The 23,997-nt window shown below is 71.5% G+C and carries 24 protein-coding genes and 1 pseudogene; 12 read left to right on the top strand and 13 right to left on the bottom strand.

Annotated features, from left to right (window positions below; all coding sequences use genetic code 11):
• The first annotated feature begins 110 nt into the window (after positions 1 to 110).
• From upp to IEZ06_RS23120, 6 genes are all read left to right on the top strand, one after another.
• Complete coding sequence (gene upp, locus IEZ06_RS23145) at positions 111 to 749, top strand: uracil phosphoribosyltransferase (RefSeq protein ID WP_068900380.1); 639 nt, start codon at positions 111 to 113, stop codon at positions 747 to 749.
• Between the two features lie 146 nt (positions 750 to 895).
• Positions 896 to 1,129, top strand: a complete 234-nt coding sequence (locus tag IEZ06_RS23140) for a hypothetical protein (protein ID WP_189238787.1) — start codon at positions 896 to 898, stop codon at positions 1,127 to 1,129.
• Positions 1,130 to 1,256: 127 nt separating this feature from the next.
• A complete protein-coding gene (locus IEZ06_RS23135) occupies positions 1,257 to 1,415 on the top strand; it encodes a hypothetical protein (RefSeq protein ID WP_189238786.1) in 159 nt (52 codons plus the stop codon).
• On the top strand, positions 1,412 to 1,942 hold the full coding sequence (locus IEZ06_RS23130; RefSeq protein WP_189238785.1) for a PH domain-containing protein: 531 nt from the start codon (positions 1,412 to 1,414) through the stop codon (positions 1,940 to 1,942). Before IEZ06_RS23135 ends, IEZ06_RS23130 begins: the two co-directional genes overlap by 4 nt.
• A gap of 133 nt (positions 1,943 to 2,075) precedes the next feature.
• Complete coding sequence (locus IEZ06_RS23125) at positions 2,076 to 3,434, top strand: helix-turn-helix domain-containing protein (protein WP_189238784.1); 1,359 nt, start codon at positions 2,076 to 2,078, stop codon at positions 3,432 to 3,434.
• 108 nt (positions 3,435 to 3,542) lie between these two features.
• On the top strand, positions 3,543 to 4,232 hold the full coding sequence (locus IEZ06_RS23120) for a FadR/GntR family transcriptional regulator (protein WP_189238783.1): 690 nt from the start codon (positions 3,543 to 3,545) through the stop codon (positions 4,230 to 4,232).
• A gap of 84 nt (positions 4,233 to 4,316) precedes the next feature.
• Here IEZ06_RS23120 and dnaN read toward each other — a convergent pair whose 3' ends face one another.
• The 3 genes from dnaN to IEZ06_RS23105 all read right to left on the bottom strand — a co-directional run bounded on the left by dnaN (position 4,317) and on the right by IEZ06_RS23105 (position 7,931).
• Positions 4,317 to 5,423, bottom strand: coding sequence for a DNA polymerase III subunit beta (gene dnaN, locus IEZ06_RS23115; RefSeq protein ID WP_189238782.1), 1,107 nt, complete (start codon positions 5,421 to 5,423; stop codon positions 4,317 to 4,319).
• A 192-nt stretch (positions 5,424 to 5,615) separates the two neighbouring features.
• Entirely contained in the window at positions 5,616 to 6,269 is a 654-nt protein-coding gene (locus IEZ06_RS23110) for a response regulator transcription factor (protein ID WP_189238808.1), read from the bottom strand.
• Positions 6,270 to 6,389: 120 nt separating this feature from the next.
• The gene (locus tag IEZ06_RS23105) at positions 6,390 to 7,931 is read right to left on the bottom strand and encodes a sensor histidine kinase (RefSeq protein WP_229798579.1); all 1,542 of its coding nucleotides are present in this window, start codon (positions 7,929 to 7,931) and stop codon (positions 6,390 to 6,392) included.
• Between the two features lie 134 nt (positions 7,932 to 8,065).
• Here IEZ06_RS23105 and IEZ06_RS23100 point away from each other — a divergent pair, with 134 nt between their 5' ends.
• Positions 8,066 to 8,977, top strand: coding sequence for an ABC transporter ATP-binding protein (locus IEZ06_RS23100; protein ID WP_189238781.1), 912 nt, complete (start codon positions 8,066 to 8,068; stop codon positions 8,975 to 8,977).
• On the top strand, positions 8,974 to 9,711 hold the full coding sequence (locus IEZ06_RS23095) for an ABC transporter permease (protein WP_189238780.1): 738 nt from the start codon (positions 8,974 to 8,976) through the stop codon (positions 9,709 to 9,711). Before IEZ06_RS23100 ends, IEZ06_RS23095 begins: the two co-directional genes overlap by 4 nt.
• A 55-nt stretch (positions 9,712 to 9,766) precedes the next feature.
• On the opposite strand, the pseudogene IEZ06_RS36535 reads toward IEZ06_RS23095, so the two are convergent.
• Together IEZ06_RS36535 and IEZ06_RS23085 are read right to left on the bottom strand one after the other, a co-directional pair.
• Positions 9,767 to 9,847 (bottom strand): annotated as a pseudogene (locus IEZ06_RS36535) (hypothetical protein); the annotation flags it as partial.
• A complete protein-coding gene (locus tag IEZ06_RS23085; protein ID WP_189238806.1) occupies positions 9,814 to 11,052 on the bottom strand; it encodes a DUF5685 family protein in 1,239 nt (412 codons plus the stop codon). The pseudogene IEZ06_RS36535 and the gene IEZ06_RS23085, both read right to left, overlap by 34 nt.
• A 196-nt stretch (positions 11,053 to 11,248) precedes the next feature.
• Here IEZ06_RS23085 and IEZ06_RS23080 point away from each other — a divergent pair, with 196 nt between their 5' ends.
• Positions 11,249 to 12,115 carry a metallophosphoesterase gene (locus IEZ06_RS23080; protein WP_189238779.1) on the top strand — a complete coding sequence of 289 codons (867 nt, stop codon included), beginning with the start codon at positions 11,249 to 11,251 and terminating at the stop codon, positions 12,113 to 12,115.
• Between the two features lie 124 nt (positions 12,116 to 12,239).
• Here IEZ06_RS23080 and dnaB read toward each other — a convergent pair whose 3' ends face one another.
• Complete coding sequence (dnaB, locus tag IEZ06_RS23075) at positions 12,240 to 15,098, bottom strand: replicative DNA helicase (RefSeq protein ID WP_203871945.1); 2,859 nt, start codon at positions 15,096 to 15,098, stop codon at positions 12,240 to 12,242.
• A 331-nt stretch (positions 15,099 to 15,429) separates the two neighbouring features.
• Here dnaB and IEZ06_RS23070 point away from each other — a divergent pair, with 331 nt between their 5' ends.
• Both IEZ06_RS23070 and IEZ06_RS23065 read left to right on the top strand, forming a co-directional pair.
• The gene (locus tag IEZ06_RS23070) at positions 15,430 to 16,752 is read left to right on the top strand and encodes an MATE family efflux transporter (protein WP_203871946.1); all 1,323 of its coding nucleotides are present in this window, start codon (positions 15,430 to 15,432) and stop codon (positions 16,750 to 16,752) included.
• Positions 16,753 to 17,039: 287 nt separating this feature from the next.
• Positions 17,040 to 18,569, top strand: coding sequence for an APC family permease (locus tag IEZ06_RS23065; RefSeq protein WP_189238777.1), 1,530 nt, complete (start codon positions 17,040 to 17,042; stop codon positions 18,567 to 18,569).
• 117 nt (positions 18,570 to 18,686) lie between these two features.
• On the opposite strand, the gene IEZ06_RS23060 is transcribed toward IEZ06_RS23065, so the two are convergent.
• The 7 genes from IEZ06_RS23060 to rpsF form a co-directional block, all read right to left on the bottom strand.
• On the bottom strand, positions 18,687 to 19,430 hold the full coding sequence (locus tag IEZ06_RS23060; RefSeq protein WP_189238776.1) for an amino acid ABC transporter ATP-binding protein: 744 nt from the start codon (positions 19,428 to 19,430) through the stop codon (positions 18,687 to 18,689).
• Positions 19,427 to 20,272 carry an amino acid ABC transporter permease gene (locus IEZ06_RS23055; RefSeq protein ID WP_189238775.1) on the bottom strand — a complete coding sequence of 282 codons (846 nt, stop codon included), beginning with the start codon at positions 20,270 to 20,272 and terminating at the stop codon, positions 19,427 to 19,429. The genes IEZ06_RS23060 and IEZ06_RS23055 overlap by 4 nt, the downstream gene beginning before the upstream one ends.
• Positions 20,273 to 20,411: 139 nt before the next feature.
• Positions 20,412 to 21,290: an ABC transporter substrate-binding protein gene (locus IEZ06_RS23050; protein WP_189238774.1), complete on the bottom strand. Its 879-nt coding sequence runs from the start codon at positions 21,288 to 21,290 to the stop codon at positions 20,412 to 20,414.
• Positions 21,291 to 21,606: 316 nt separating this feature from the next.
• Positions 21,607 to 22,053, bottom strand: coding sequence for a 50S ribosomal protein L9 (gene rplI, locus IEZ06_RS23045; RefSeq protein WP_189238773.1), 447 nt, complete (start codon positions 22,051 to 22,053; stop codon positions 21,607 to 21,609).
• 14 nt (positions 22,054 to 22,067) lie between these two features.
• Complete coding sequence (rpsR, locus tag IEZ06_RS23040) at positions 22,068 to 22,304, bottom strand: 30S ribosomal protein S18 (RefSeq protein WP_012895699.1); 237 nt, start codon at positions 22,302 to 22,304, stop codon at positions 22,068 to 22,070.
• A gap of 110 nt (positions 22,305 to 22,414) precedes the next feature.
• A complete protein-coding gene (locus IEZ06_RS23035) occupies positions 22,415 to 22,996 on the bottom strand; it encodes a single-stranded DNA-binding protein (RefSeq protein WP_189238772.1) in 582 nt (193 codons plus the stop codon).
• A 75-nt stretch (positions 22,997 to 23,071) separates the two neighbouring features.
• Positions 23,072 to 23,362: a 30S ribosomal protein S6 gene (rpsF, locus tag IEZ06_RS23030; protein WP_068900348.1), complete on the bottom strand. Its 291-nt coding sequence runs from the start codon at positions 23,360 to 23,362 to the stop codon at positions 23,072 to 23,074.
• 223 nt (positions 23,363 to 23,585) lie between these two features.
• Between rpsF and IEZ06_RS23025 the strand changes: the two genes are divergently transcribed.
• Positions 23,586 to 23,906 carry a hypothetical protein gene (locus tag IEZ06_RS23025; RefSeq protein ID WP_189238771.1) on the top strand — a complete coding sequence of 107 codons (321 nt, stop codon included), beginning with the start codon at positions 23,586 to 23,588 and terminating at the stop codon, positions 23,904 to 23,906.
• The last annotated feature ends 91 nt before the right edge of the window (positions 23,907 to 23,997 follow it).

Raw genomic sequence — 23,997 nt, 5'->3', positions numbered from 1 at the left:
CACCACCGTACGCCACTCCGGCCAAATCGTGATCAAAATCCCCTCCCAAAACTCGTGTCACACATCGTCCGTTATCCACCTGCCTGTCGTCCCGGCTACCGTTGACGTCCATGGAGACCCTGGTCGTCGACCACCCGCTCGTGGCCCACAAGCTGACCGTCCTACGGGACGCCGACACGGACTCGCCCACCTTCCGGCGCCTCGCCGACGAGCTCGTCACGCTGCTCGCGTACGAGGCGACCCGGCACGTCCGGGTCAGCGAGGTCACCGTGGACACTCCCGTCGCCCCGGCGAAGGGCGTGCGCCTGGCCCACCCGCACCCTCTGGTGGTCCCGATCCTCCGCGCCGGTCTCGGCATGCTGGACGGGATGACCAGGCTCCTTCCGACGGCCGAGGTCGGCTTCCTCGGGATGATCCGCAACGAGTCGACGCTCCAGGCCGAGACCTACGCCACCCGGCTTCCCGACGACCTGTCGGGCCGCCAGGTCTACGTGGTCGACCCGATGCTGGCCACCGGCGGCACCCTGGCCGCGGCGATCGAGTTCCTCTTCGAGCGCGGGGCCGACGACGTGACCGCGATCTGCCTGCTGGCCGCCCCGGAGGGCATCGCCTACATGGACGCGGCCTTCGCCGGCAGCGGGAGGCCGATCCGCCTGGTCACCGCCGCCCTCGACGAGCGGCTCAACGAGCACGGCTACATCGTCCCCGGCCTGGGGGACGCCGGGGACCGCCTCTACGGCGTGGTCTGACGACCTCCCGGGATCTGTTCCCGCGAACGGAGGGTGTCGCCGACACCTTCCGTTACATTCCGTGATTACATGGGTACGGAGAGTTTCAACAAGGCATCTCTTCGGCACGCCCGGCCCGGCGATCGCGGACGCACACAGGGAGAACAGTGAACGAGGGCATCATCCCCGCCTCCGAACCGGACCCCTACGCGGACCTGAGCGCCGCGCTGCGGGAGGAGTTCTCCGCGATCCACCCGGCGGCCACCGTGACCCGCTGCGTGGATGCGGCCCGCTACGGCGCGCTGGAGATCACCGGTCACGCCCATCCCCTGCTGGTGGAGCGGATCGCCCGCAAACACCTGCAGGTGCTGGCGCTGGCCGCGAGCGGGCGCGACCGATGAGACCCGCGCCGGGCCGGTGAGGTCCGCCGACGGCGGAAGACCGAATCGGCTCACACGCTTTACCCCACGTAATGCGTGGGTAATGTATACGTCGGGTGCAGTGGGTGAGTGGTAACTGGAGGCCTAAGTGCAGGGCAAGAAGGTTCTGAAATGGAGCGCCATCATCTTCGTGGTGTTCTTCCTGTTCACCCGGCCGGATGATGCGGCGCACACGGTCAGAGGAGCCATCGACTCGATGTACACCGCGGCCGATTCCCTGGCCCAGTTCGTCTCCCATCTCTCATGAGGCTGGTGACTCACGGGGACTCCGCTCCCTCGTCGGTCAACCGCTACCTGCTCCCCCACGAACACCAGGTCATCATGGTGCGGCGTCACCCGGCCGTGCTGCTCCGTCCCATCGCCGAGGTCTTCGGCGGCCTGATCATCGCCGGCCTGCTCAGCAAGTGGCTCGGCGACCAGGGCGCCGGGGGCGGACTCGTCGTCGTCTGGTGGGCATGGCTCCTGCTGCTCATCCGCTTCGTGTGGAAGGTGGCGGAGTGGTCGGTCGACTACTTCGTCGTGACCTCCAAGCGCATGCTGCTCACCACGGGGCTGATCACGCGCAGGGTCGACATGATGCCGCTCGGCAAGGTGACGGACATGAGCTTCCAGCGCTCCCTGCTCGGGCGCATGCTGGGCTACGGCGAGTTCATCCTCGAGTCGGCCGGTCAGGACCAGGCGCTCTCGACGATCCCCTACATCCCCTATCCCGAGACCCTCTACCTCGAGGTCTGCCAGATGCTCTTCCCCGGCGGTAACGACTCGGATGATTAATCCCTGTATGTCCACTGTGACGTAGCGGAATTGGAACGAGTTCGACCAGGGATTCTGCACGGGGGTTACCCGATTCGACTGCTTCGTGCAATCATGGCTGCAACATTGACCATCCCCCGCCCTGAGAGATCAGATGCCGAGTCAGGGAACCATCGGTGACCGTGTCCGCGGACTGCGGCTGAGCAGGCGCATGTCCCAGGCCCAGCTCGCCGGGCCGGACTTGTCCGACAGCTACGTGTCCCTCATCGAGTCGGGCAAGCGCACGCCGACCCCCGTGGTCGCACGTCTGCTCGCCGAACGCCTGGGATGCACCACCGAGTTCCTCCTGCACGGCGTCGAGCCGCGTCAGCGCATCGACACCGAGCTCGGCCTGCGCCACGCGGAGCTGGAGCTCCACCACGGCGATCCGGCCCTGGCGGTGGACCGCTTCGGTGAGATCGTCAAGGCCGCGGGCGAGGAGAACGCCGTCATCTCCGCCCTCGCCCGGTTCGGCCGCGCCCGCGCCCTGGAGTCGCAGGGCCGGATCGGTTCGGCCGTCGAGGCCTTCGAGCGGCTCCGCCGCGAGGCCGCCGCCCATCCCGAGCGCCTGGCGGACCTGCCGCTGACCGTCGCCCTCAGCAGGTGCTACCTGCGCGCCGGCGACACCCTGCGCGCCCACGACCTGGCGCACGACGCCCTGGTCCAGGTGAACCGGCTGGCTCTGACGCAGGGCGAGATCGCGGTCGACCTGGCCGCCGCCCTGATGGAGACCGACTCCTCGCGGGGAACGGACTCCCCGGGCCTGGCCTACGTCCGGCAGGTCATCATGGACAACGGGGTGCCCTCCGCGGTCAACCGCGAAGCGGAGGTCCACTCCCTCTGGCAGGCGAGCGCGACCGCGGCCGAAGGAGAGGACTCGGCGCTGGCCGTCCGCCTCGCCGACGACGCGATCGCGACCGGCCGGCCGTCCCGGATGGCGCTCAGGCTCGCCCTCATCGCGATGGAGTGGTCCCGTCTGGCGGCGTCCCGCGACGACGAGCCCATGAGCGGGATCCCCGAGCTCGCGAGCGCGGCCGGCGAGGTCTTCGCCTCCTTCCCCTCCCACGTCGGCGAACGCGCCAAGAGCCTGATCGTGCTCGCCCACGTGCAGCTGCGGACCGGCGACTCCGCCGACGCGGTCCGCCTGGCCGACTCGGCCCTCGACGTCCTCGGAGAGCGCCCGGACGGCGTCGGCGCCACCGCGCACCTGCTGCTCGCCGAGATCGCGCTCGCATACGGCGAGGGCGACGCCCTCGCCAGCCTGCGGAACGCCCAGGCCCTGCTCGACGGCCTGAGCCCGGCGTCCGCCGGCTCCGACCGGGAGACCGCCCGGGTCTGGCGCCGGCTCGGCGACCTGTACGGTCAGGCCGGTGCACGGGACGCGCAGACCGCCGCGTATCGTAAGGCACTCGAGGCAGTCGGCGTGCGTGGCGCGCTGGTGGGCATGACGGTCGACTCGGCCCTGGTGCGGTAAGACTTCTCTTGCCCCCGGGGCTCCAGATTTGGATTTATGCCTCCGGAATAATTAGGGTCGATCAGTCATTGACTCATAGGATGATTGGTTCCCCATAGGAGGCGGACTGTGAGTCTGCGTACGGCGCACCGAGCGTCGCTCGTCGACCAGGTGATCGACCAGCTCAAGGAGCAGATCACGTCGAACTCCTGGCAGATGAACGCGAAGATCCCCACTGAGACGGTGCTCGCCGAGCAGCTCGGGGTCGGACGCAACACCGTGCGGGAAGCCGTACGGGCGCTCACCCACGCGGGTCTGCTGGAGTGCCGTCAGGGCGACGGCACCTACGTGCGCGCCACGAGTGAGCTCTCCGGCGCCATGCTCCGGCGGCTGCGCGCCGCCGAGCAGCTGGAGATCCTGGAGGTACGGCGAGCCCTGGAGGTCGAGGCCGCCCGGCTGGCCGCCACCCGGCGCACCGACGAGGACATCGCCCTCATCGAGGACGCCCTGGCCGCGCGGGAGCGGGCCTGGGAGATCGGCGAGCCCGACGGATTCGTCGAGGCCGACCTCGCCTTCCACATGGCCGTCGTCCACGCCACCCACAACCGCGTCCTGGTCGACCTCTACGAGGACTTCTCGGCCGCCCTGCGCGCCAGCATCAAGGCCGCCGGAACGTCGATCGACAGCAGTTACATCCCGCACGACGCGATCGCCCGCGCCATCGCCGCCGGTGACGTGACCGCCGCCGAGCGCGCGGGACACGCGTGCATGGAGCACATCCTGATCGCGCTCACCGACACCCAGGAAGTCTCCGCCTGACCTTCCGGAGCGTCCCCGCGCACATGGGGAAGGGCCCGCCCCGATGAGGCGGGCCCTTCCTCGTGACAGGCGTCCGAGGCAGGCTCACGCCTGGCGCAGGGACATGACGAGGTAGCGGAAGGCGGGCACCGCGTCGCCGGGGACCTCGGTGATGAGGGCCGGGCGCGTCGGTGACTCCATGTTGAGGCGGACGAACTCGCTCTCGACTCCGGAGAGACCGTCCAGCAGGAACTGGGACTGGAAGGCGATCTGGATGTCCCCGCCGGACAGCTCCGCGTCGAGGACCTCCGTCCCCCGGCCGACCTCGCCTCCGCCGGCCTGGATGGTCACCTGTCCCTGTCCGAAGGACAGGCGGATCGCGGTGGTGGGTTCGGCGACCAGCCGGATCCGCTTGATGGCCTCGACGAACGGGGCCACCCGGACGTCCGCCCGGATGGACCAGTCACCGGCCAGCCGGGCGCGGTAGTCGATGAACTGCTCGTCGAGCAACCGGACCGTGGTGCTCCGCCCGACGCTCTCGAACCCGGCGATGCCGTCGCCCAGCGCCACCGCCACCTCGCCGCCGCGCAGCGACCTGGCCACCTCGACGAGCACCCGGGCGGGGACCACGGCCGCCGCCGCGGCGTCGGGCCGCTCCGGCCGCCAGTCGAACTCCCTGGCCGCGATGCGGTAGCGGTCGGTGGCGGCCATCGTCACGTGCTCGCCGGAGACGTCGACCCGGACGCCGGTCAGCATGGGCAGGGTCTCGTCACGGCTGGCCGCGGGGGCGACCTGGCCGACCGCGCTCGCGAAGACGCCGCCGCCGATCGCGCCGATCCTCGGGGGCATCGCGGGCAGCGTCGGGAAGTCCTCCACCGGCATGGTGCGCAGGTTGAACTCCGCGCTGCCGCAGGTCAGCGTCGCCTCCGACCCGTCGGCGACGACCTCGACCGCCTTCCCCGGCAGGCTCCGCGTGATCTCCGCCAGGACCCGGCCCGGGATCAGCACCCGGCCGGGCTCGGCCACCTCGGCCTCCACTGAGGCCCTGGCGGAGACGTCGTAGTCGAAGGCCGAGAGCACGAGGTCCTCCTGCTCCGGCCTGGCCTCCAGGAGCAGGCCGGACAGGACGGGGATCGCCGGACGGGCCGGCAGCACCCGGGCCGCCCAGGCCACGGCTTCGGCCAGGACGTCACGGTCAACCCGGAATTTCACGTCGGAATCCCTTCTGAGTGCGGATGCCCGTACTCAGACAGACGTTATCCGCTGCCACCGACATTCGGCCCCGCCCGTGAGCCCGCCCGGTCCTCCGGCGTCTCCCGGTCCGACCGCGTGGTGGAGCATCCCGGCGCGACGGCCCGAGCCTGTTCCGGTGCGGCCTGGAGTGGAGCGGGACCGCGCTCCGGTTCAGGATCGGGCCGCGTTGAGGTAGGTCAGGACGGCCAGGACCCGGCGGTTGTCGTCGTCGGACGGGGCGAGGCCGAGCTTGGTGAAGATGCCCGCGGTGTGCTTGCCGACCGCGCTCTCGCTGAGGAACAGCCGCTGGGAGATCGCCGCGTTGGACCGGCCCTCGGCCATCAGCTCCAGCACCTCGCGCTCGCGCGGGGTCAGCGCGGCGAGCGGCTCGTGCCGGGCGGTGCTGGCCAGCAGCTTGGCGATCACCTCGGGGTCCATCGCGGTCCCGCCGGCCGCGACCCGGCGCACGGCGTCGACGAACTGGTCGGCGTTGAACACCCGGTCCTTCAGCAGGTAGCCGATGCCGCCGGAGCCGTCGGCGAGCAGCTCGCGGGCGTAGAGCTGCTCGACGTGCTGGGAGAGCACCAGGACCGGCAGGCCGGGGACCGCCCGGCGGGCGGCCAGTGCGGCCTGGAGGCCCTCGTCGGTGAAGGTGGGCGGGAGCCGTACGTCCACCACCGCCACGTCGGGCCGCTCGCCGGTCAGCGCCCGCAGCAGCTCGGGGCCGGACTCGACGGCGGCCACGACCTCGAAGCCGTGGGCCTGGAGCAGGTGGACCAGGCCCTCCCGGAGCAGGTAGAGGTCCTCGGCGATGACGGCGCGCAGGTTCATCGGGCCCCCTGCGGGAGATGCGGGGTCCGGGAACGGCGGGGAGGGGTGTGCGGGTTCATCGGGCCCCCTGCGGAAGGTGCGGGGTCCGGGAGCGCTGGGGAGGGGTGTGCGGGTTCATCGGTCCGAACATAGGCGGTGCGGAGCGGCCTCGGCCATCCACCGCCGGCGGGAGTGCTGGATCGGGAGCAGGACGGCCGCGGCGTACATGGCGGTGCCCAGGGCGATGTTGAAGGCGATCAGCAGCCACGACCACGGATCGGACAGGTAGAGCGGGAGCAACCAGCTCCGCTCCTCCGGAGCGACCAGCTTCATCACCAGGGTGACCAGCCCCTGCGGAAAGAGCGGCAGCCAGGCCAGACCCCAGCCGGTCCCCACGATGAGCCACTTCCACCAGGGCATCTTCTCCGTGCTCCGCTGCTCGCGGACGCCCCGCGCGTGCGGGAGCTCGATCACCGCGGTGGTCGGCCCGCCCGGCGGGCTGCTGACCGCGAGCACCCCGTCGAAGGCGGCCAGCCGCCGCTCGATGCCGCGCAGGCCGCTGCCCCGCGCCGGGTCGGCGCCGCCGGAGCCGTCGTCGGTGACGGTGATCCGCACCGCCCCGCCCCGGCTGCCGACGTCGATCCAGACGCGGTCCGCGCCCCCGTGGCGCGCCGCGTTGGCCAGCAGCTCGCTGACCGCGAAGTAGGCCGCCGACTCCACCGGCGGCTCGGGCCGCACCGGCAGCTCGACGGCGACCTCGGCCTTGAGCGGGCTGTCCAGGGCGAGGGCGCGTACGGCGTCGCCGAGGCCGCGCTCGGCCAGGACCGGCGGGTGGATGCCCCGGACCAGGCCGCGCAGCTCGGTGAGGGCGGTGGAGGACGCCTCACGCGCCTTCGCCAGCAGCGCCCTGGCCGCCGCGGGATCGGACTGCACCAGGGTCTCGGCGGCGCCGAGCGTCATCCCGATGGCCACCAGCCGGGCCTGCGCCCCGTCGTGCAGGTCGCGCTCGATCCGGCGCAACTCGGCCGCCTGCGAGTCCACCGTCTCCACCCGCTCCTGGTTGAGCTCGTGGATCCGGCTCGCCAGCAGGGACTTGGCCGTGGGGCCGAGGAACAGCTCGTTCCACCAGCCGTACAGGCGCAGCAGCCGCGGGAGCGCGGCCGCCGCCGCGGCGACCAGCGCCAGCCCCACCGGCACTCCCCCGAGCGGGTGCCAGGTCCACGACAGGGACAGGCCGAAGACCGCGACGGCGAGCGGCAGGAGCAGGAGCAGGCCGCCGGCCAGCGGGTTGAGCAGCAGCCAGGCCGTGTCCCGCCAGGTGGCCGGGTCGCCGAACATCCACTGCCAGCGGTTGTGCCAGTCCGGCCAGCGCGGGGTCCGGTAGAGCTGGCGGTCGTGCCGGTACCAGCCGTCGGGCTGCGGCCGGACCGGCGGCGGGGGCGGCAGGTAGGACGGTGCGATCTCCTCGCCGAGCCACCTGCCGTTCAGCCGCCGCGCCAGCCCCGTACGGCGCCGCACCGCCCTGACCGCCGAGGGGAAGAGGAAGATCATCCCCAGCGCGAACGCGAACAGGGCCGTCACCAGGACCCCCATCGCCAGGAACACGTCCGCCACGGCCAGCAGGCCCAGGAACGCCGCCCGGAGCGGAGCCGCCGCGTATCGCCGCATGACCTTCATGCCCTGCAGTCTCCGCCATCGGCCCCGGTTCCGCCCAGTGGGGCCGGGCGCCGTCCGGGAGTGGAGGTAACCCCACCCCCGCCGGGTGCCCAGGCCGATTCTCCCGCCGCGGCGCCGTCCGTAGCGTCGTGGCCATGAAGGTGATCGAGGTTGACAGCCTCCGCAAGCGGTACCGCGACCGGCTCGCGGTGGACGACGTGTCGTTCGCCGTCGAGGAGGGCGAGATCTTCGGCGTTCTCGGCCCCAACGGCGCCGGCAAGACGACCACCGTCGAGTGCGTCGCCGGCCTGCGCACCCCCGACTCCGGCACGGTGCGGGTGCTCGGCGGACTGCACCGCGACGCGCTCAAGGAGAAGCTCGGCGTGCAGCTGCAGAGCTCCGCCCTCCCCGAGAAGATCAAGGTCTGGGAGGCGCTGGACCTGTACGCCTCCTTCTACTCCAGGCCCGCCGACTGGAACGCGCTGCTGGAGCGCGTCGGCCTCGCCGACAAGCGCGACGCCCGGTACGGCAAGCTCTCCGGCGGCCAGCAGCAGCGGCTCTCGATCGCGCTGGCGCTGGTCGGCGACCCCGAGGTGGCGATCCTGGACGAGCTGACCACCGGGCTGGACCCGCAGGCCCGCCGGGACACCTGGGACCTCATCGAGCAGATCCGGGCGGACGGCGTGACGATCGTGCTGGTCACCCATTTCATGGAGGAGGCCGAGCGGCTCTGCGACCGGATCGCGCTGATCGACTCCGGGAGGGTGGTCGCCGTCGACAGCCCCGCCGGGCTGATCTCCCGGGTCGACCGGCGGCAGACCGTCAGGTTCCGGCCCTCGGGACCGTTCGACGACGCCGTGCTGAAGGCGCTGCCCGAGGTGACCGGCGTGCACGGCGGCGGCGGGAGGGTCGAGGTCACCGGCTCCGGCAACCTGCTGCTGGCGGTCACCACCGCCCTGGCCGCGGCCGGGGTCGTCCCCGCCGACCTCCGCGTCGAGCAGGCCACCCTCGACGACGCGTTCCTCGCCCTCACCGGCAAGAAGATCACCAATGGAGACGCCCGATGAGCAAGATGATCACGACCGAGGCCAAGCTGTTCCTCCGCGAGCCCGGTGGGCTGATCTTCGCGATCCTGCTCCCGCTGGTGCTCCTTATCGGCCTGGGCAACGTCATCCCCGGTCTCCGGGAGGCGAGCCCGGAGATGGGCGGCCAGCGGGGGATCGACAACTACTTCCCCGCGATGATGACGATCCTGTCCGTGGTGACGATGGCGCTGACCGTGCTGCCCGGCACGCTGGCGGCCTACCGCGAGGCGGGGGTGCTGCGCCGGATGTCCACCACACCGGTCAGCCCGATCCGGGTGCTGGTCGCCCAGCTGGTGAACAACCTCGCCGTCGCGGTGGTCGCCACGACCCTGCTGGTCGTCCTGGGCAACCTCTTCCTCGACGTGCCCGTGCCCAAGAACCCGCTGCCCTTCGTCGGGGTCTTCCTCCTCGGCACCGCCTCGCTGTTCGCGGTCGGCCTGCTGATCGCCGCGGTCGCCCCCAACGCCAAGTCCGCGCCGGCCATCGGCTCGCTGCTGATGTTCCCGCTGATGTTCGTGGCCGGCATGTGGTTCCCCCGGGAGTTCATGCCCGACCTGCTCCAGCGGATCGGGGACTTCCTGCCCCTGGCCCCGTTCGGCCAGGCGCTGCGGGACACCTGGGCTGGCGGCGCCCCGCAGACGCTGAACCTGGTGGTGATGGCCGCGACCCTGCTGCTCTTCGGCGGACTGGCGGCCCGGCTCTTCCGCTGGCAGTGACCCCGTGCGACTCGGCCCAGGACTTGATGGCGCGCATCAGCGGCTGCAGGTCCCGGCCGAGGCCGGTGAGCTCGTAGTCGACGCGGACGGGGACGGCCGGAGTCAGCAGTCGCAGCCGCAGCCGTCGCAGCAGCACGAGCAGCCCTCGCAGCACCCCGAGCACGCGTCACAGCACTGCCCGCAGGCGTCGCAGCCGCCGCAGTCGAGACGCTCGCCGCAGGACTTGTACCGGTCCTCGTCCCACGGCGGACGGTAGAGCCCGCACGAGCAGGCCATGAAACTGAGCGCGAAGCAGAGCCGGGGCCCGCAGCCGGGTTCCGGCTTCAGCCTCGGGTCACGCGGCGGGGCCGTCCCGGGGTCTCCCTTCCGCCGGGACCCCGCCGGAGCGTCCCTCTCCGGTGTCTCCCGGAACCCTGCCGGAGCGTCCCCGTCCGGTGCCCGCCGGGTCTCCGGGGCCTCCCGGGCGCAGGCGTCGCCGGCCGCCGGGGAGCCCTGCGCGAAGACCCGGTCCACCGAGCGGCCGACCTCCTTCACCAGCAGCGCCCTCACCAGGCCCCGCTCCTCCAGGTCCAGGTCGGCCACCGCCAGCCGCAGGCCCAGCAGCGCGTCGTCGCAGAGGCGCCGGGCCTCGGCGAGATCGGTCCCGGTGGCGAGCAGCGGGTTGTAGGCGCCCGCCGCCCGGTCCTCCTCCAGGTCCTCCACCGCGTCCACCAGGTGGGCGAGCCGCCCGAAGCAACGTCCCGCCTCGGCCAGCGGGACGGCGTTGTACGGCTTGCCGGACAGCTCCGCCGTGTGCGCGAACGCCGCGGCGACCGCGTCCTCGGTCGGGGCGGTCAGCGCGAGCAGGGCGAGTCCCGGCTCGGCCTCCAGCCGCGCCTGCCGGGCCACCGCGTCCACCAGCACCCCCGCGTCGAACCCGACGGCGGTGGCCGTCCGGGTCCCGGCGGCCTCCCAGCGCGCGGCCACCCGGCCCGCCGCGGCGGCGACCGGGCGCCGGGCGTACATCCCGTCGCCGTCGGCGATGTGGTCCCTGACCTTGCCCGAGGCCAGGATCAGCGAGGTCGCCGCCGCCAGCCGCACCCCCTCGGCCCGGGCGCCGACCACCTCGGCGCCGGAGAACCCGCGCAACGCGCACGGGGCGGCGCGGCGGCGCGGGGAGAGCGCCGGGGACTGGGCCTCGGCCAGGACCGAGACGAGCAACCCGTCGTAGTTGGTCACCAGCCGGGCCGCGTGCCCGTGCTCGTCGCGCAGTGCCAGGCAGAGCCCGCACAGGTGCGCCATCCACGACGCGAACAGTCCCCGGCACATTCCATGACGACATGGCCGAACGATCCCGAACATCTCCACCCCGCAGTCGTTGTACAGCTGGCGCAAACCATGACACAGGCGACTTAAGGATGACTTGAAATTCCGCATGCCCTGACCGGCCTCCCCTGCGGGGCAGCTTCCCCCTGCGGGGCGGTGGCCTGCTCCCTCCCGCGGGACCGGAGGCGATGTGGCCCGCCCGCCGTACCGGGCCGCGTGCCAGGCTCTTGCCATGCTGACACTGGCCCACCTGAGCGACACCCACATCGACGACGACCCGCGCAGCGCCGACCGGACCCGGGCCGTCATGCGGCACCTGGAGAGCCTTCCCGGGCCGCTGGACGCCGTCCTGGTGACCGGGGACATCGCCGACCACGGCCTGGCCGAGGAGTACGGGACCGCGCGCGACCTGCTGGCGTCCCGCTTCCCCACGGTCGTGTGCCCGGGCAACCACGACGACCGTGCGGCCTTTCGCAAGGTCCTCCTCGGTGCGGACGGCGACGAGGAGAGCGGGGACGGCGGCGACGGACGCGGGAGCGAGGACGGGGACGGGAGCGAGGACAGGGGCGACGAGCGCGGGCGCGGGGACGGCGGCGGGAGCGGGGACGAGAGCGGGCGCGGGGACGAGAGCGGTCCGGTCAACCGGGTCCTGCGGCTCGACGGCCTCATCGTCGCCCTGTGCGACTCCAGTGTCCCCGGGCGGCCGGAGGGCTTTCTGGAGGACGAGACGATCGCCTGGCTGGACGCCGTGCTCACCGGGTCTCCCGACACCCCGGCCCTGGTGGGCATGCACCATCCGGCCGCCGCGCTGGGCATCCCCTACGTGGACGGGATCGGGCTGCGCTCCCCCGAACGGCTGGAGGAGGTGCTCCACCGGCACCCCCAGGTCGTCGCCGTGCTCGCCGGGCACGCCCACACCCCGGCGAGCACCGTGTTCGCGGGCCTGCCCCTGCTGGTCGCCCCCGGTGTGGTCAGCACCGCCCTGACCCCGGCGGAGACGACCGCGCGGATCCCGGTCGACCGGGACCTGCCGCCCCAGTTCGCCCTGCACGTCTTCGACGGCCACCGCCTCACCACCCACGTCCGCACGGTGCCCTGACTCCGTACGGCGGGCCGCCGCACTGCCGGGGACGCCTCCGGACGCCGGTGGGCGGCGCGGCGGGCGTCCGCCGGACGGAGCACGGCTCCACCGCTGGACGTCCGGACCGGAGTCCTGGCGGGTCCTAGTGGGGGGCCATGTCGACGAAGCGGCTGTAGTGGCCCTGGAAGGCCACGGTGACCGTGGCGGTCGGGCCGTTACGGTGCTTGGCCACGATCAGGTCGGCCTCACCCGCCCGGGGGGATTCGCGCTCGTATGCGTCCTCCCGATGGAGGAGGATGACCATGTCCGCATCCTGCTCGATCGATCCGGATTCGCGAAGGTCGCTAACCATGGGCCTTTTGTCCGTTCGCTGCTCCGGACCGCGGTTCAGCTGCGAGATCGCGATGACCGGGACCTCCAGCTCCTTCGCGAGCAGCTTGATCGCGCGGGAGATCTCCGAGACCTCGTTCTGCCGGCTCTCGGTCTTCTTCGGCGAGGACATCAGCTGGAGGTAGTCGATGACGACGAAGCGCAGGTCGTGCCGTTGCTTCAGCCGGCGGCACTTGGCCCGGATCTCCATCATCGACATGTTGGGCGAGTCGTCGATGTAGAGCGGGGCCTCGGCCACCTCGCCCATCCGGCGCGCCAGCCGGGCCCAGTCCTCGTCCGTCATCGAGCCCGACCGCATGGAGTGCAGCGCCACCCGCGCCTCGGCCGAGAGCAGACGCATCGTGATCTCGTTTCTGGACATCTCCAGCGAGAACACGACAGTGGTCATACCGTGCTTGATGGCGGCGGATCGCGCGAAGTCCAGTCCGAGCGTGCTGTTGTGGGTGGGGATGCACGACCTGCTCGCGAGGTACATGTGGTCGGCGTTGTCGACTTCGACGCATCTCACAGGCCGCGAGGGAACGGCGCGGACATCCACGATGTAGCGGGTGAGGGTCTTCGGGTGCGCCGCGGCCACCTGCCTCACGGCCTTGCGCGTGAGCCGGAACACCTTCTCCGCCGCCGTAAAATTGATCATGTAGCAGGTGGAGGAGTCCGCGCTCCTTCCCTTGACCGCCTTCGTTCTCATGGTGGCGCGGTAGCCGAGACTGAGAACGAGTTCCAGTGCGTCCTCAGCGAGTCGCCTGTTCGTCACGGCGAACTGGATCTGACCGTTGCGGCTCACATAGCCGTCCGTATCCAGCAGGCCCGCCAGCAGCGCCCTCCGCTGGCCTTCCGATGCGCGGAGGTAGCGGCGGGGAATGTGCTTGTCACCGAGAACCCCCAAGGTCCGTAGGACCGCCTGCACCGTCCCGTGATGGTTTCGGCACGCCTGACACCGCCTCAACCCGCTCGACGGCCCACCGCAGTCGGAACACGTGGGCGCCGGGACCGGATCCGACACGGAACGCGCTCTTCCACCGCACGACCGACCGCAGGTGCGCACCTGGGACGTCTGCGGCGTGAACGATGCCCCGCAGACGGCGCAGGCACGCGACGCCACAGGCTGTGCGTCGGGGAACCTGATCGAGTAGGACAGCTCCGCGGCCGTACGGGTGACTTGCAGGCCTTCCGCCTCGACATTGGAGACGATCTCCATGTCCACCGTCGTGAACCGGGCGCCGTCGCTGTGACCGTCGCCGAGCCACACTCCCAGGACGTACGGCGGCAGCGGCAGGTCCTGCTCTTCCAGGTCGAACGGGGCCGCGACGGCGACCGCATGGTTCGGACGCCCGTCCGCCGAGGCGCAGCGCAACGTGGCGGCGATCTCCTCGGTGGTGACGACGTCATCGTGCACGGCGGTCGTAGCGGCGTTCTTCGGCCGCGTCACGCGGGAGTGCAATGCCCCGAAGAGGCGTCCGCTCACATATGCCGGGGTGTTCCAGACATGACTGCGAGCAGGCCCGGTGACGGGACGCGGAACCTTACCCGCAGATCCGATCTCCTTCTCCACGGTGTGGAGGAGATGACGGAACTCGTCCCCCACCGCGGAGAGCGCCTCTCGATGCGTGATGAGCCGCGCCGGGTCGGAAACCGAGGTCTCACAGGCATTCCTGACGCGTCCGATCGCCTCGGGGGACCAGCGGAGAGATCGTTTGTCCTCCGGTCTCCGGCGGCGGCTCGCACGGGTGGTCGTCCGCCACTGGTGCTGCGCGTCGGCGACGATGACCGTCCCGTCGCTGAACTCCACCTCATAGCAGGGCCGCCCGTGCATCACCTCGGTCGCCGCGACGACCCGAGTGGGTTTCCCGTCGGCTCCGATCAGGAGATCGCCCACCCCGACCTCGCCCATGGTCGTCCAACCGGTCGGGGTCGGAAGAGGGGTGTCGAGCGCGAGGGCCTTGCCGATGGCCGGCCGGGCGGCCACGACGATCATCTGGCCGGGGTGGAGGCCGTTGGTGAGGGCGTCGAGGTCCTGGAAGCCGGTGGGGACGCCGACCATCTGGCCGCTCCGGCCGCCGATGGCCTCCAGCTCGTCGAGCGCGCCGGGCATGATGTCGGCCAGCGGCGCGTAGTCCTCGGAGGTGCGGCGCTCGGTGACCTTGTAGATCTCGGCCTGGGCGCGGTCGACGAGGTCGTCGACCTCCTCGTCCTGCCCGCCGTACCCGAAGGAGACGATGCGGGTGCCGGCCTCGATGAGGCGGCGGAGGATGGCCTGCTCGCGGACGATCCGCGCGTAGTAGCCCGCGTTGGCGGCGGTGGGCACGACGGCGGTGAGCGTGTGGAGGTAGGCGCCGCCGCCGACCCGGGCGACCTCGCCGCGCTTCTGCAGCTCGTCGAAGACCGTGACGGCGTCGGCCGGGTCGCCCCGGCCGTAGAGGGCGGTGATGATGTCGTAGATGAGCTGGTGGGCCGGGCGGTAGAAGTCGTCGGACCGCAGGATCTCGACGACGTCGGCGATGGCGTCCTTGGACAGGAGCATGCCGCCCAGCACGGACTGCTCGGCCTCGATGTTGTTCGGCGGCGTGCGCTCGAACCCCGGCTCGAAGACCGGTGGATCTGCGATGCTCACCGCGCACCCCCTCTTTCATCGCGGTCGCGCCACCCCTAGTTTTAGCCGACCGGTCTGACAGTCTCGCCGCTCCGCGGACCGGGCGGCAACGCGGCCTGTCGACAGACCTGTGGATAACGTGTGCAGTTCTCCCCCAGAGGTGTGGGCAGCCTGGGGACAATCCTGTGGATAACTGTTTTCCACAGGACGGAAGACCGGCGTGAGCTGGGAAAACTTAATCCACCGCCTGTGGAGGAAAGAAAGTTGTGACAGCGTGCCCGGACCGGGCCGCCGCCGCGACCGGCTCCCGTCCGCACGGGATCCTGTCGGAGGTAAGAGGCACAATGAACACGTGCCTCTTACCCTCCACGCGGACGACCAGCGGATCCTCCGGCTGGCCGTCCCCGCCTTCGGCGCGCTGGTCGCCGAGCCGCTGTTCCTGCTCACCGACACCGTCATCGTCGGCCGCCTGCCCGCGCCCGCGCTCGGCGCGCTGGGCGTCGCGGGCACCGTGCTGAGCGCCGTGGTGGGCCTGTGCGTCTTCCTGGCGTACGGCACGACGGCGTCGGTGGCCCGCCAGCTGGGCGCGGGAGACCTGCGGCGGGCGCTCCGGCAGGGGGTGGACGGCCTCTGGCTCGCCGCCGGGGTCGGGGCGGTGGTCATCGCGGTGGTGTGGCCGCTCGCGCCGTACCTCGTCCACATGCTCGGCGCGGAGGGGGAGCTCGCCCGGCAGGCGGTGACCTACCTGCGGATCAGCCTGCTCGGCGTGCCGTCGATGCTGCTGGTGCTGGCCGGCACCGGCGTGCTGCGCGGCATGCAGGACACCGCCACGCCGTTGCTGGTCTCCGTCGGGTCCTTCGCGCTCAACGCGGTGCTCAACGGCGTGTTCGTCCTGGTCCTGGACTGGGGCCTGGCCGGGTCGGCCTGGGGCACCGTGACGGCTCAGACCGTGGCCGCCGCGGTCTACCTGGCCATGATGTTCGGCCGTCACCGGGCGCCGTTCCGGCCCGACCTCTCCGGGATCAGGGCGGCGGGGTCGGCCGGGGTCGCGCTGGTCGTCCGCACGCTCTGCCTGCAGGCGGTGCTGGTCATCGCCACGGCGGTGGCCACCCGGATGGGCGACGAGCGGCTGGAGGCCCACACGATCGTCTTCCGGATCTGGATCCTGCTGGCCTTCGCCCTGGACGCGATCGCCATCGCCGGGCAGGCCATCACCGGGCACACCCTGGGCGCCGGAGACGTGGCGGGGACCCGGGCCGCGACCCGGAGGATGGTGGCGTGGGGCGTCGGCTCCGGGGTCGTGCTGGGCCTGTCCGTGGTCGCGGCCGCGCCGCTCATGCCCGCGCTGTTCGACACCGGCCCGGCGGTGACCGGGGAACTGCTCCCCCTGCTCTGGGTGGTCGCGCTCCTGCAGCCGGTCGCCGGGGTCGTCTTCGTGCTGGACGGCGTGCTGATCGGGGCCGGCGATCAGTCGTACCTGGCCTGGGCGGGGCTGTGGACGACGCTGGCCTACCTGCCCGCCGCGCTGCTGGTCGTCGTCTCCGGCGGGGGTCTGGTCGCGCTCTGGGCGGCGCTCGGGCTGTGGATGGCGGCCCGGATGGCGACGCTGGGCCTGCGCGCACGCGGTGACGGCTGGCTGGTGACGGGGGCGGGGCCCGGACCGGGCCGTGCGTGATCCGGAGGCGGGCACGGAAGCCCCAGGCGGGAGCGCGGTCCGGAGGCGGACTCGGGAGCCGGACCCGGCCGTGCGTGATCCGGAGGCGGGCACGGAAGCCCCAGGCGGGAGCGCGGTCCGGAGGCGGACTCGGGAGCCGGACCCGGCCGTGCGTGATCCGGGGTGGCCGGGACGTGATCTGGTGGTGTCCACCACGTGATCGCTCGCCTCTTGTACCGGCTGACCCCCTGCGGCACTGTGAACAAGTCCGGCAACAAGGATGTTGCTCCGAGCTGATTGGTCGCCCCGTGTCCGAGGACCGCTCTCCGTCGATCACCCGCCGCCTCCCGCCGAGCGAAGCGGTGGACCGCTGGACCGGCGCACGCCACGGCCTGGCCAAGTCCTACGGGCAGGCCGACCTCATCGTGCTCGGCATCGGCGTCATGATCGGCTCGGGCATCTTCAGCCTCGCCGGCCGGCAGGCGGCCACCATGGCCGGACCGGGCGTGGTCCTCTCGTTCATGATCGCCGGTATCACGAGCCTGCTCGTGGCCTTCTGCATCGCGGAGCTGTCGTCCGCCATGCCGGCCTCCGGCAGCGCCTACACCTTCACCTACGTCATCTTCGGCGAGGTATGGGCCTGGATCGTCGGCTGGGCCCTGGTGATGGAACTGCTCGTGGCCGCGGCGGTGGTGGCCCGCGTCTGGTCGCTCTACGCCGCCCAGATGCTGGCCGACCTCGGTGTTCCCATCCCCGGGCCGCTCTCCGGGGTCATCGGCCAGGTCGAGGGCTTCGACCTGTTCACCCTCTTCATCCTGGTGCTGCTGACCGGGGTGGTGGCGCTCGGCGCGCGGGTCGGCCTGCGCGCCCTGTGGATCATCGTGATCGCCAAGCTGCTGGCCGTCGGGGCGGTGATCGTGGTCGGCGCGGTCCACTTCGACCAGCGCAACCTGGCCGCCATCCCGGTGCCGTCCGCGCCGGTCGAGACGGCCGCGGACACCCTGGACTCCCCGCTCCTCGGCCTGGTCTTCGGCCAGACGACCGCGTTCGGCTGGTTCGGCATCTTCGCCGCCTCGGCCACCATCACCTTCGCCTACATCGGCTTCGACGTCGTGGCGACGGCCGCCGAGGAGGCCGAGGACGCCCCCCGGTCCATCCCCCGGGGCATCATCCGCAGCCTGGTGGCGACGACGGTGATCTACATCGCGGTCGCGGTGGTCATGGTCGGCATGACCTCCTACGACAGGATCGACCCGGGCGCCCCGCTCGCCAGCGCCTTCCGCCGCACGGGCGACGGCTTCATGGTCCACGTCATCAACATCGGCGCGGTGCTCGGCCTCACCACGGTCGTCCTGGTGCTGCTCGTGGGCCTGACCCGGGTGATCTTCTCCATGGCCCGCGACGGGCTGTTCCCCCGGTCGCTCGCCAAGATCAACCGTGCTTACCACAGCCCGACCAGGGCCACCCTGGTCATCGGCGGGGTGGCGATCCTGCTCGCCGAGTTCGTGCCGGTGCTCACCCTGGAGCCGCTGGTCGTGATCGGCACCCTGTGCGTGTTCGTCGCGGCGGCGGCCGGCGTGATGCGGATGCGCCGGACGATGCCCGACCTGCCTCGGGGCTTCCGCACCCCGCTCTCCCCGTACGTGCCCGTCGCGTCGATCCTCGCGAGCCTCTGGCTGATGGTGAACCTCCAGGTCGTCACCTGGCTGTACTTCGCCGCCTGGATGGCCTTCGGCATGCTGGTCTACCTGCTGTACGGCAGGCGCAACAGCGTGCTGGCCGACGGCCGTCCGCCCGCCGACCCCGCCTTCGAGTCCCGTGGGCGGCACCGCCGCTGACCCGCCGGACCGGACCGGCTCCGCGGCGGAGGAGCCCGCCAGGTCCGCCGGGAGGGGTTCACCGGCGGGCGCAGAGCGGGAGGGGCTCACCGGCGGCGGACGTCGATCGGGAGGGGTTCACAGGCGGCGGGCGTCGAGCACCGTCCGCAGGAACTCCCGGGTCCGGGGTTCCCTGGGATCGGTGAAGATCTGCTCGGGGGTGCCGCGCTCCAGCAGCACCCCGTCGTCGAGGAAGCAGACGGTGTCCGCGATCTCCCGGCAGAAGCCCATCTCGTGGGTGGTCAGGATCATCGTCATCCCGCCCGCCTTGAGCTCTCTGATGATCTCCAGGACCTCCGCGACCAGCGCCGGGTCCAGCGCCGAGGTGACCTCGTCGAGCAGCATCAGGCGGGGTCGGGTGGCCAGCGCCCGGATGACGGCCACGCGCTGCTGCTGGCCGCCGGAGAGCCGGTCGGGGTAGGCGCCCGCCTTGTCCGCCAGGCCGAACCTGGCCAGCAGCTCCCGGGCCTCCTCCTCGGCCCGGGCCCGACTGGTCCCGTGCACCCGGCGGGGGGCCAGCGTGATGTTGTCCAGCACGGTCATGTGCGGGAACAGGTTGAAGGCCTGGAACACGATGCCGACGCTCTTGCGCACCTCGTCGGCGTCGGTCCTGACATCGGTGATGTCGGCGCCGTCGAGGCGGATCACACCGTCGTCGACGGTCTCCAGCAGGTTCACGCAGCGCAGCAGCGTGGACTTGCCCGAGCCCGAGGCGCCGATCAGGCAGACCACCTCGTGCGCCTCGACGGACAGGTCGATCCCGCGCAGCACGCTGTGGCCGTGGTAGTTCTTCCAGACGCCCTCGATGGTCAGCAGGCTCATGCTCCGCGCCGCCTCTGCGAACGGGCCGCCAGGTGGTCGGTGAGGCGGGCCATGGGGATGGTGAGCGCGATGAACAGCAGCGCCGCCACCAGGGTGGGGGTGTAGTTGAACGTGCTCGCGGCGTAGATCTGCGCCTGGCGCAGCGCCTCGACCACACCGATCGTCGAGACCAGGGCGGTGTCCTTCTGCAGCGAGACGAAGTCGTTGAGCAGCGGCGGGACGACCCGGCGCCAGGCCTGCGGCAGCACCACGTGGCGCATCGTCTGGCCGTGGCTCAGCCCCAGGGACCGGGCGGCGGCCCGCTGGCTCGGATGGACCGAGTCGATGCCCGCCCGGAACACCTCGGCGACGTACGCGCCGTAGGAGAGGACGAGGGCGACGACCCCGAGGGTGATCTCGTCCGTGGGCGCGCCCTGCAGCCCGAGCGCCGGGATGCCGAACCCGACCAGCAGGATCACCAGGATGGTCGGCACCCCGCGGAACACGTCGGTGTAGGCCACCGCCAGCGCCCGGAGCGGGAAGAAGGCCGGAGTCCGCAGGTTCCGCGCCAGGGCGACGAGCAGGCCGAGGACCAGGATGATCGGCTCGGCGATCAGGAAGATCTGGACGTTCGTCCAGAATCCGGCGAGCACGTCCGGCCACGCCCTGGCGAAGGCCTCGGTGTCGAAGAAGGTCTCCCGGACCCGCGGCCAGCCCGGCGAGCCGGTGACCACCGCCGCCAGCACACCGAGGAAGGCGATCGTGGAGACCGTGGCGACCGTGCCGGACCGGACCGCCCGGTTCCGGCGGACCCTCTCTCGCTGGACCTGCCGCTCGCTCTTGACCCAGGTGCGCTCGCTCATGCGTCTGGCCGGACCGGGACGGGAACACCGGGCCGGACCAGGGCGGGAACACCGCACCTGACCCGCGCGGAACCGCCGGGCCGCGGATCCGGTCGGACGGCGAGGGCGGTCCGGGCGCGCCCGCAGGCCCCTCGGCGGGTCACTTCAGCTCCGGGGCGCCCGCGGCCGAGCCGAGCCAGGTGCTCTCGATCTTCTCCAGTTCGCCGGAGGACGAGAGCTCCTCGATGGCCGCGTCGACGCAGGAGACCAGCGGGCTGCCCTTCTCGAAGACCAGGCCGAACTGCTCGGGGGCGCCGCCGGCGGCGTCGAACTGGCCCACGATCGCGGAGCCCTCCACCTGCGCGGCGGTGACGTAGAACGCCGTCGGCAGGTCCACCACGATCGCGTCCACCTGCTTGTTCTTCAGCGCGTTCACCGCGTCGACCTGCTGGCTGTAGACCTTGGGGTCGGTGGTGGGCCGGATGACGTCCTTGACCGCCTGGAGACTGGTGGTGCCGACCTGGACTCCGATCCGGGCCTCCTTCAGCGATGCCAGGTCCTTGGCGGAGGCGAACTTCGAGCCCTCGACCGCGACGACGGCCTGCTTGACGGTGTAGTAGCCCTTGCTGAAGTCGACGACCTTGGCCCGGTCGGGGGTGATGGAGACCTGGTTGACGTCGAAGTCGAACTTCTTGGCGCCGGGCGCGAACGCGGCGTCGAAGGGCACCGTCTCCCAGACGACCTCGCCGGGGGCGAAGCCGAGCTTTCCGGCCACCGCGTAGGCCACGGCGCTCTCGAAGCCCTCGCCGCTCGACGGGTCGTCGTTCTTGAACCAGGGCTCGTAGGCGGGCTTGTCGGTGCCGACGGTCAGCTTGCCCGGGGTCTTCAGCGCGAGCGCGCCCTTGGCGCAGGCGTCCGCGGCCGGGGAGCCGACGGGGGCGGAGGTGCTCGCCTGGCCCGCCGTGTCCGAGACCGGTGCGCAGGCCACCGCGGTCGCCGCGAGGGCACCGAGCGCGAGCAGCAGAGAGGGACGGACCATGACAGACCTCCGGGGAGAGCGATGACCTCCGAATTCTACGTACGGCGCCCACCAGGGGATGAACGGCCTCCCCGCACCCGGTGCACGGGCCCGGCATCCGGATCCGGACGCCCGCCGGGACACGTCGGGCCCCCGCGGGAGGCACCGCACCCACCGGGGCGCACCGGTCGTTCGCCGGGACACGCCGGACGCCCGCCGAAGCCACCGCGCCCAACAGGACACGCCGGGCCCCCGCCGGGGACGCCGGACGCACCGGCACACGAGAAGAGGGCCCCTCCCCGGAAGACCGGGGAGGGGCCCTCGTTCATGCCTGCGGTCAGGCCCCGACGACCTCGATGTCGAGGGCCGCGGAGACCTCCGGGTGCAGCTTGACGTTGACCCGGTGGGAGCCGAGGCTCTTGATCCCCGAGGGGATCTCGATGCGGCGGCGGTCCAGCTCGGGGCCGCCGGCGGCCTTGACGGCCTCGGCGATGTCGCCCGTGGTGACGGAGCCGAAGAGGCGGCCGGACTCGCCGGCCTTGGTCTTCAGGGTCACCTTCAGGGACTTGAGCCGGCCCGCGACCTCCTGGGCGGTGCCCAGGTCGCGGATCTCGCGGGCGTCGCGCGCCTTCTTGATCGAGGTGATCTGCTTCTCGCCGCCGCGCGTCCACAGGATCGCGAAGCCGCGGGGGAGCAGGTAGTTGCGGCCGTAGCCGTTCTTGACCTCGACGATGTCGCCGGGGGCACCGAGGCCGGTGACCTCACTGGTGAGAATGAGCTTCATTGGTCCGGACCTCCTTAGCGCGCGGTGCTCATGTACGGCAGGAGCGCCATCTCACGAGCGTTCTTGATAGCGGTCGCCACGTCACGCTGGTGCTGGGTGCAGTTGCCCGTCACCCGGCGGGCACGGATCTTGCCGCGGTCGGAGATGAACTTCCGAAGCAGCGCCGTGTCCTTGTAGTCGACGTAGGAGATCTTGTCGTGGCAGAACAGGCAAACCTTCTTCTTCGGCTTGCGCAGTGCCGGCTTGGCCATCGTGGTGCTCCTTTCAGAGCCCCGCCGTCAGGCGGGAATGGTCGCTGCGGATACTGGGACTGGGTGGGCGCGATCGCGGCGGCCGGGAGGGCCCCCGCGGATCGTCCCCTTTAGAAAGGCGGTTCGTCGCTGAAGTCGCCGCCGCCGCCGAAGCCACCGCCCTGCTGGGGGCCGCCGCCGAAGCCGCCGCCGCCCTGCGGGCCGCCGCCCCCGTAGTTGTTCCCGCCGCCGTAACCGCCGCCCTGCTGGGGGGCGGGCGCGGCGGAGGCCCACGGGTCACCGGCCGGGCCGCCGCCGAAGCCGCCGCCACCGCCGCCGCCCTGACGGGCGGTCTTGTTGACCTTCGCGGTGGCGTTGCGCAGGGACGGGCCGACCTCGTCGACCTCGACCTCGTAGACCGTGCGCTTCTCGCCTTCCTTGGTCTCGTAAGACCTCTGGCGCAGCCGCCCCTGGACGATGACCCGCATGCCGCGCTGGAGGCTCTCGGCGACGTTCTCCGCCGCCTGCCGCCAGATGTTGCAGGTCAGAAAGAGACCTTCGCCGTCTTTCCACTCGTTGGTCTGCTTGTCCAGGAACCTCGGAGTGGACGCGATGCGGAACCGGGCCACCGCTTGCCCCGCGGGGGTGAAGCGCAGCTCCGGGTCGTCGACGAGGTTGCCGACGATGGTGATCTGAGTGTCGCCTGCTGCCATGGCTAGCGTGCCCTTCCTGCGGCCTCGGCTGGTTATCGGCTCAGAGTACGGCTGCCGCCCGACAAAAAGCCGGGGTCAGTGCACGTCCGGACGGAGAACCTTGGTGCGGAGGATGCCCTCGTTGAGGTTCATCTGCCGGTCGAGCTCCTTGACCGTGGCGGGCTCGGCGGTCATGTCGATCACGGCGTAGATGCCCTCGGGCTTCTTGGCGATGTCGTAGGACAGCCGACGACGACCCCACACGTCGACCTTCTCCACGGTGCCGCCGTCGTTGCGGACCACCGTGAGGAACTGGTCGAGGGAAGGGGCCACCGTGCGCTCATCGAGCGAAGGGTCGAGGATGACCATCATCTCGTAACGACGCATGCTGACTTCCAACCTCCTCTGGACTCTTGCGGTCACGACACCGTGCCGTGACAGGAGGACGCTGACGTCTTCGTCCCGTGCGCCCATTTCGGCGCCCGGCACGGGGAGGGCGGCTCACAGCACACGCCCCCATACAACGCAGCCGAGCCAGCCTACCAGTGTGTCAAGGGTTGGGTGGACGTTCCACGGGAACCCCGTACCAGGGGGAAAGGGGTGATGATTCATGTCGCAAGCGACTCGTCCCACCCGCAGACGGGCACCGAAGTTCGCCAGGCTCCCGCTCGGCGGCGACGGCGAGCCCCATCCGCTGGAGAACGGCCTGAGCCTCGCCACGTTCGCGGTCGGACTGCTGGCCTTCGTGTGCGGGATCTTCACGGCCGCGCACGTGGCCGCGTCCTGGCTGGGCCTGATCGGTTTCTGGGGAGGCTTCTACTCGCAGTACGTCTCGGCCACGACGCCGGAGCGTGCGCTCAACATCGTCGGCATCGTGGCCTCGTTCGTGGGGGTGGCTTTGGGCGTCTACCACGGCGGTTTCATCCCGTGACGCCGCGCGGGGGCCGCCCGCCGTACGGCGGCCGGTGCGACGACCGGCACGGGTCCGGTCCACACCGCCGTACGGTGCCCGGCGGCGTCCC

Source organism: Planomonospora antibiotica, from assembly GCF_014647955.1.
Lineage (GTDB): Bacteria > Actinomycetota > Actinomycetes > Streptosporangiales > Streptosporangiaceae > Planomonospora > Planomonospora parontospora.
The sequence above is the reverse complement of the archived record's forward strand: the minus strand, read 5'-3'. Positions and strand labels throughout refer to the sequence as shown.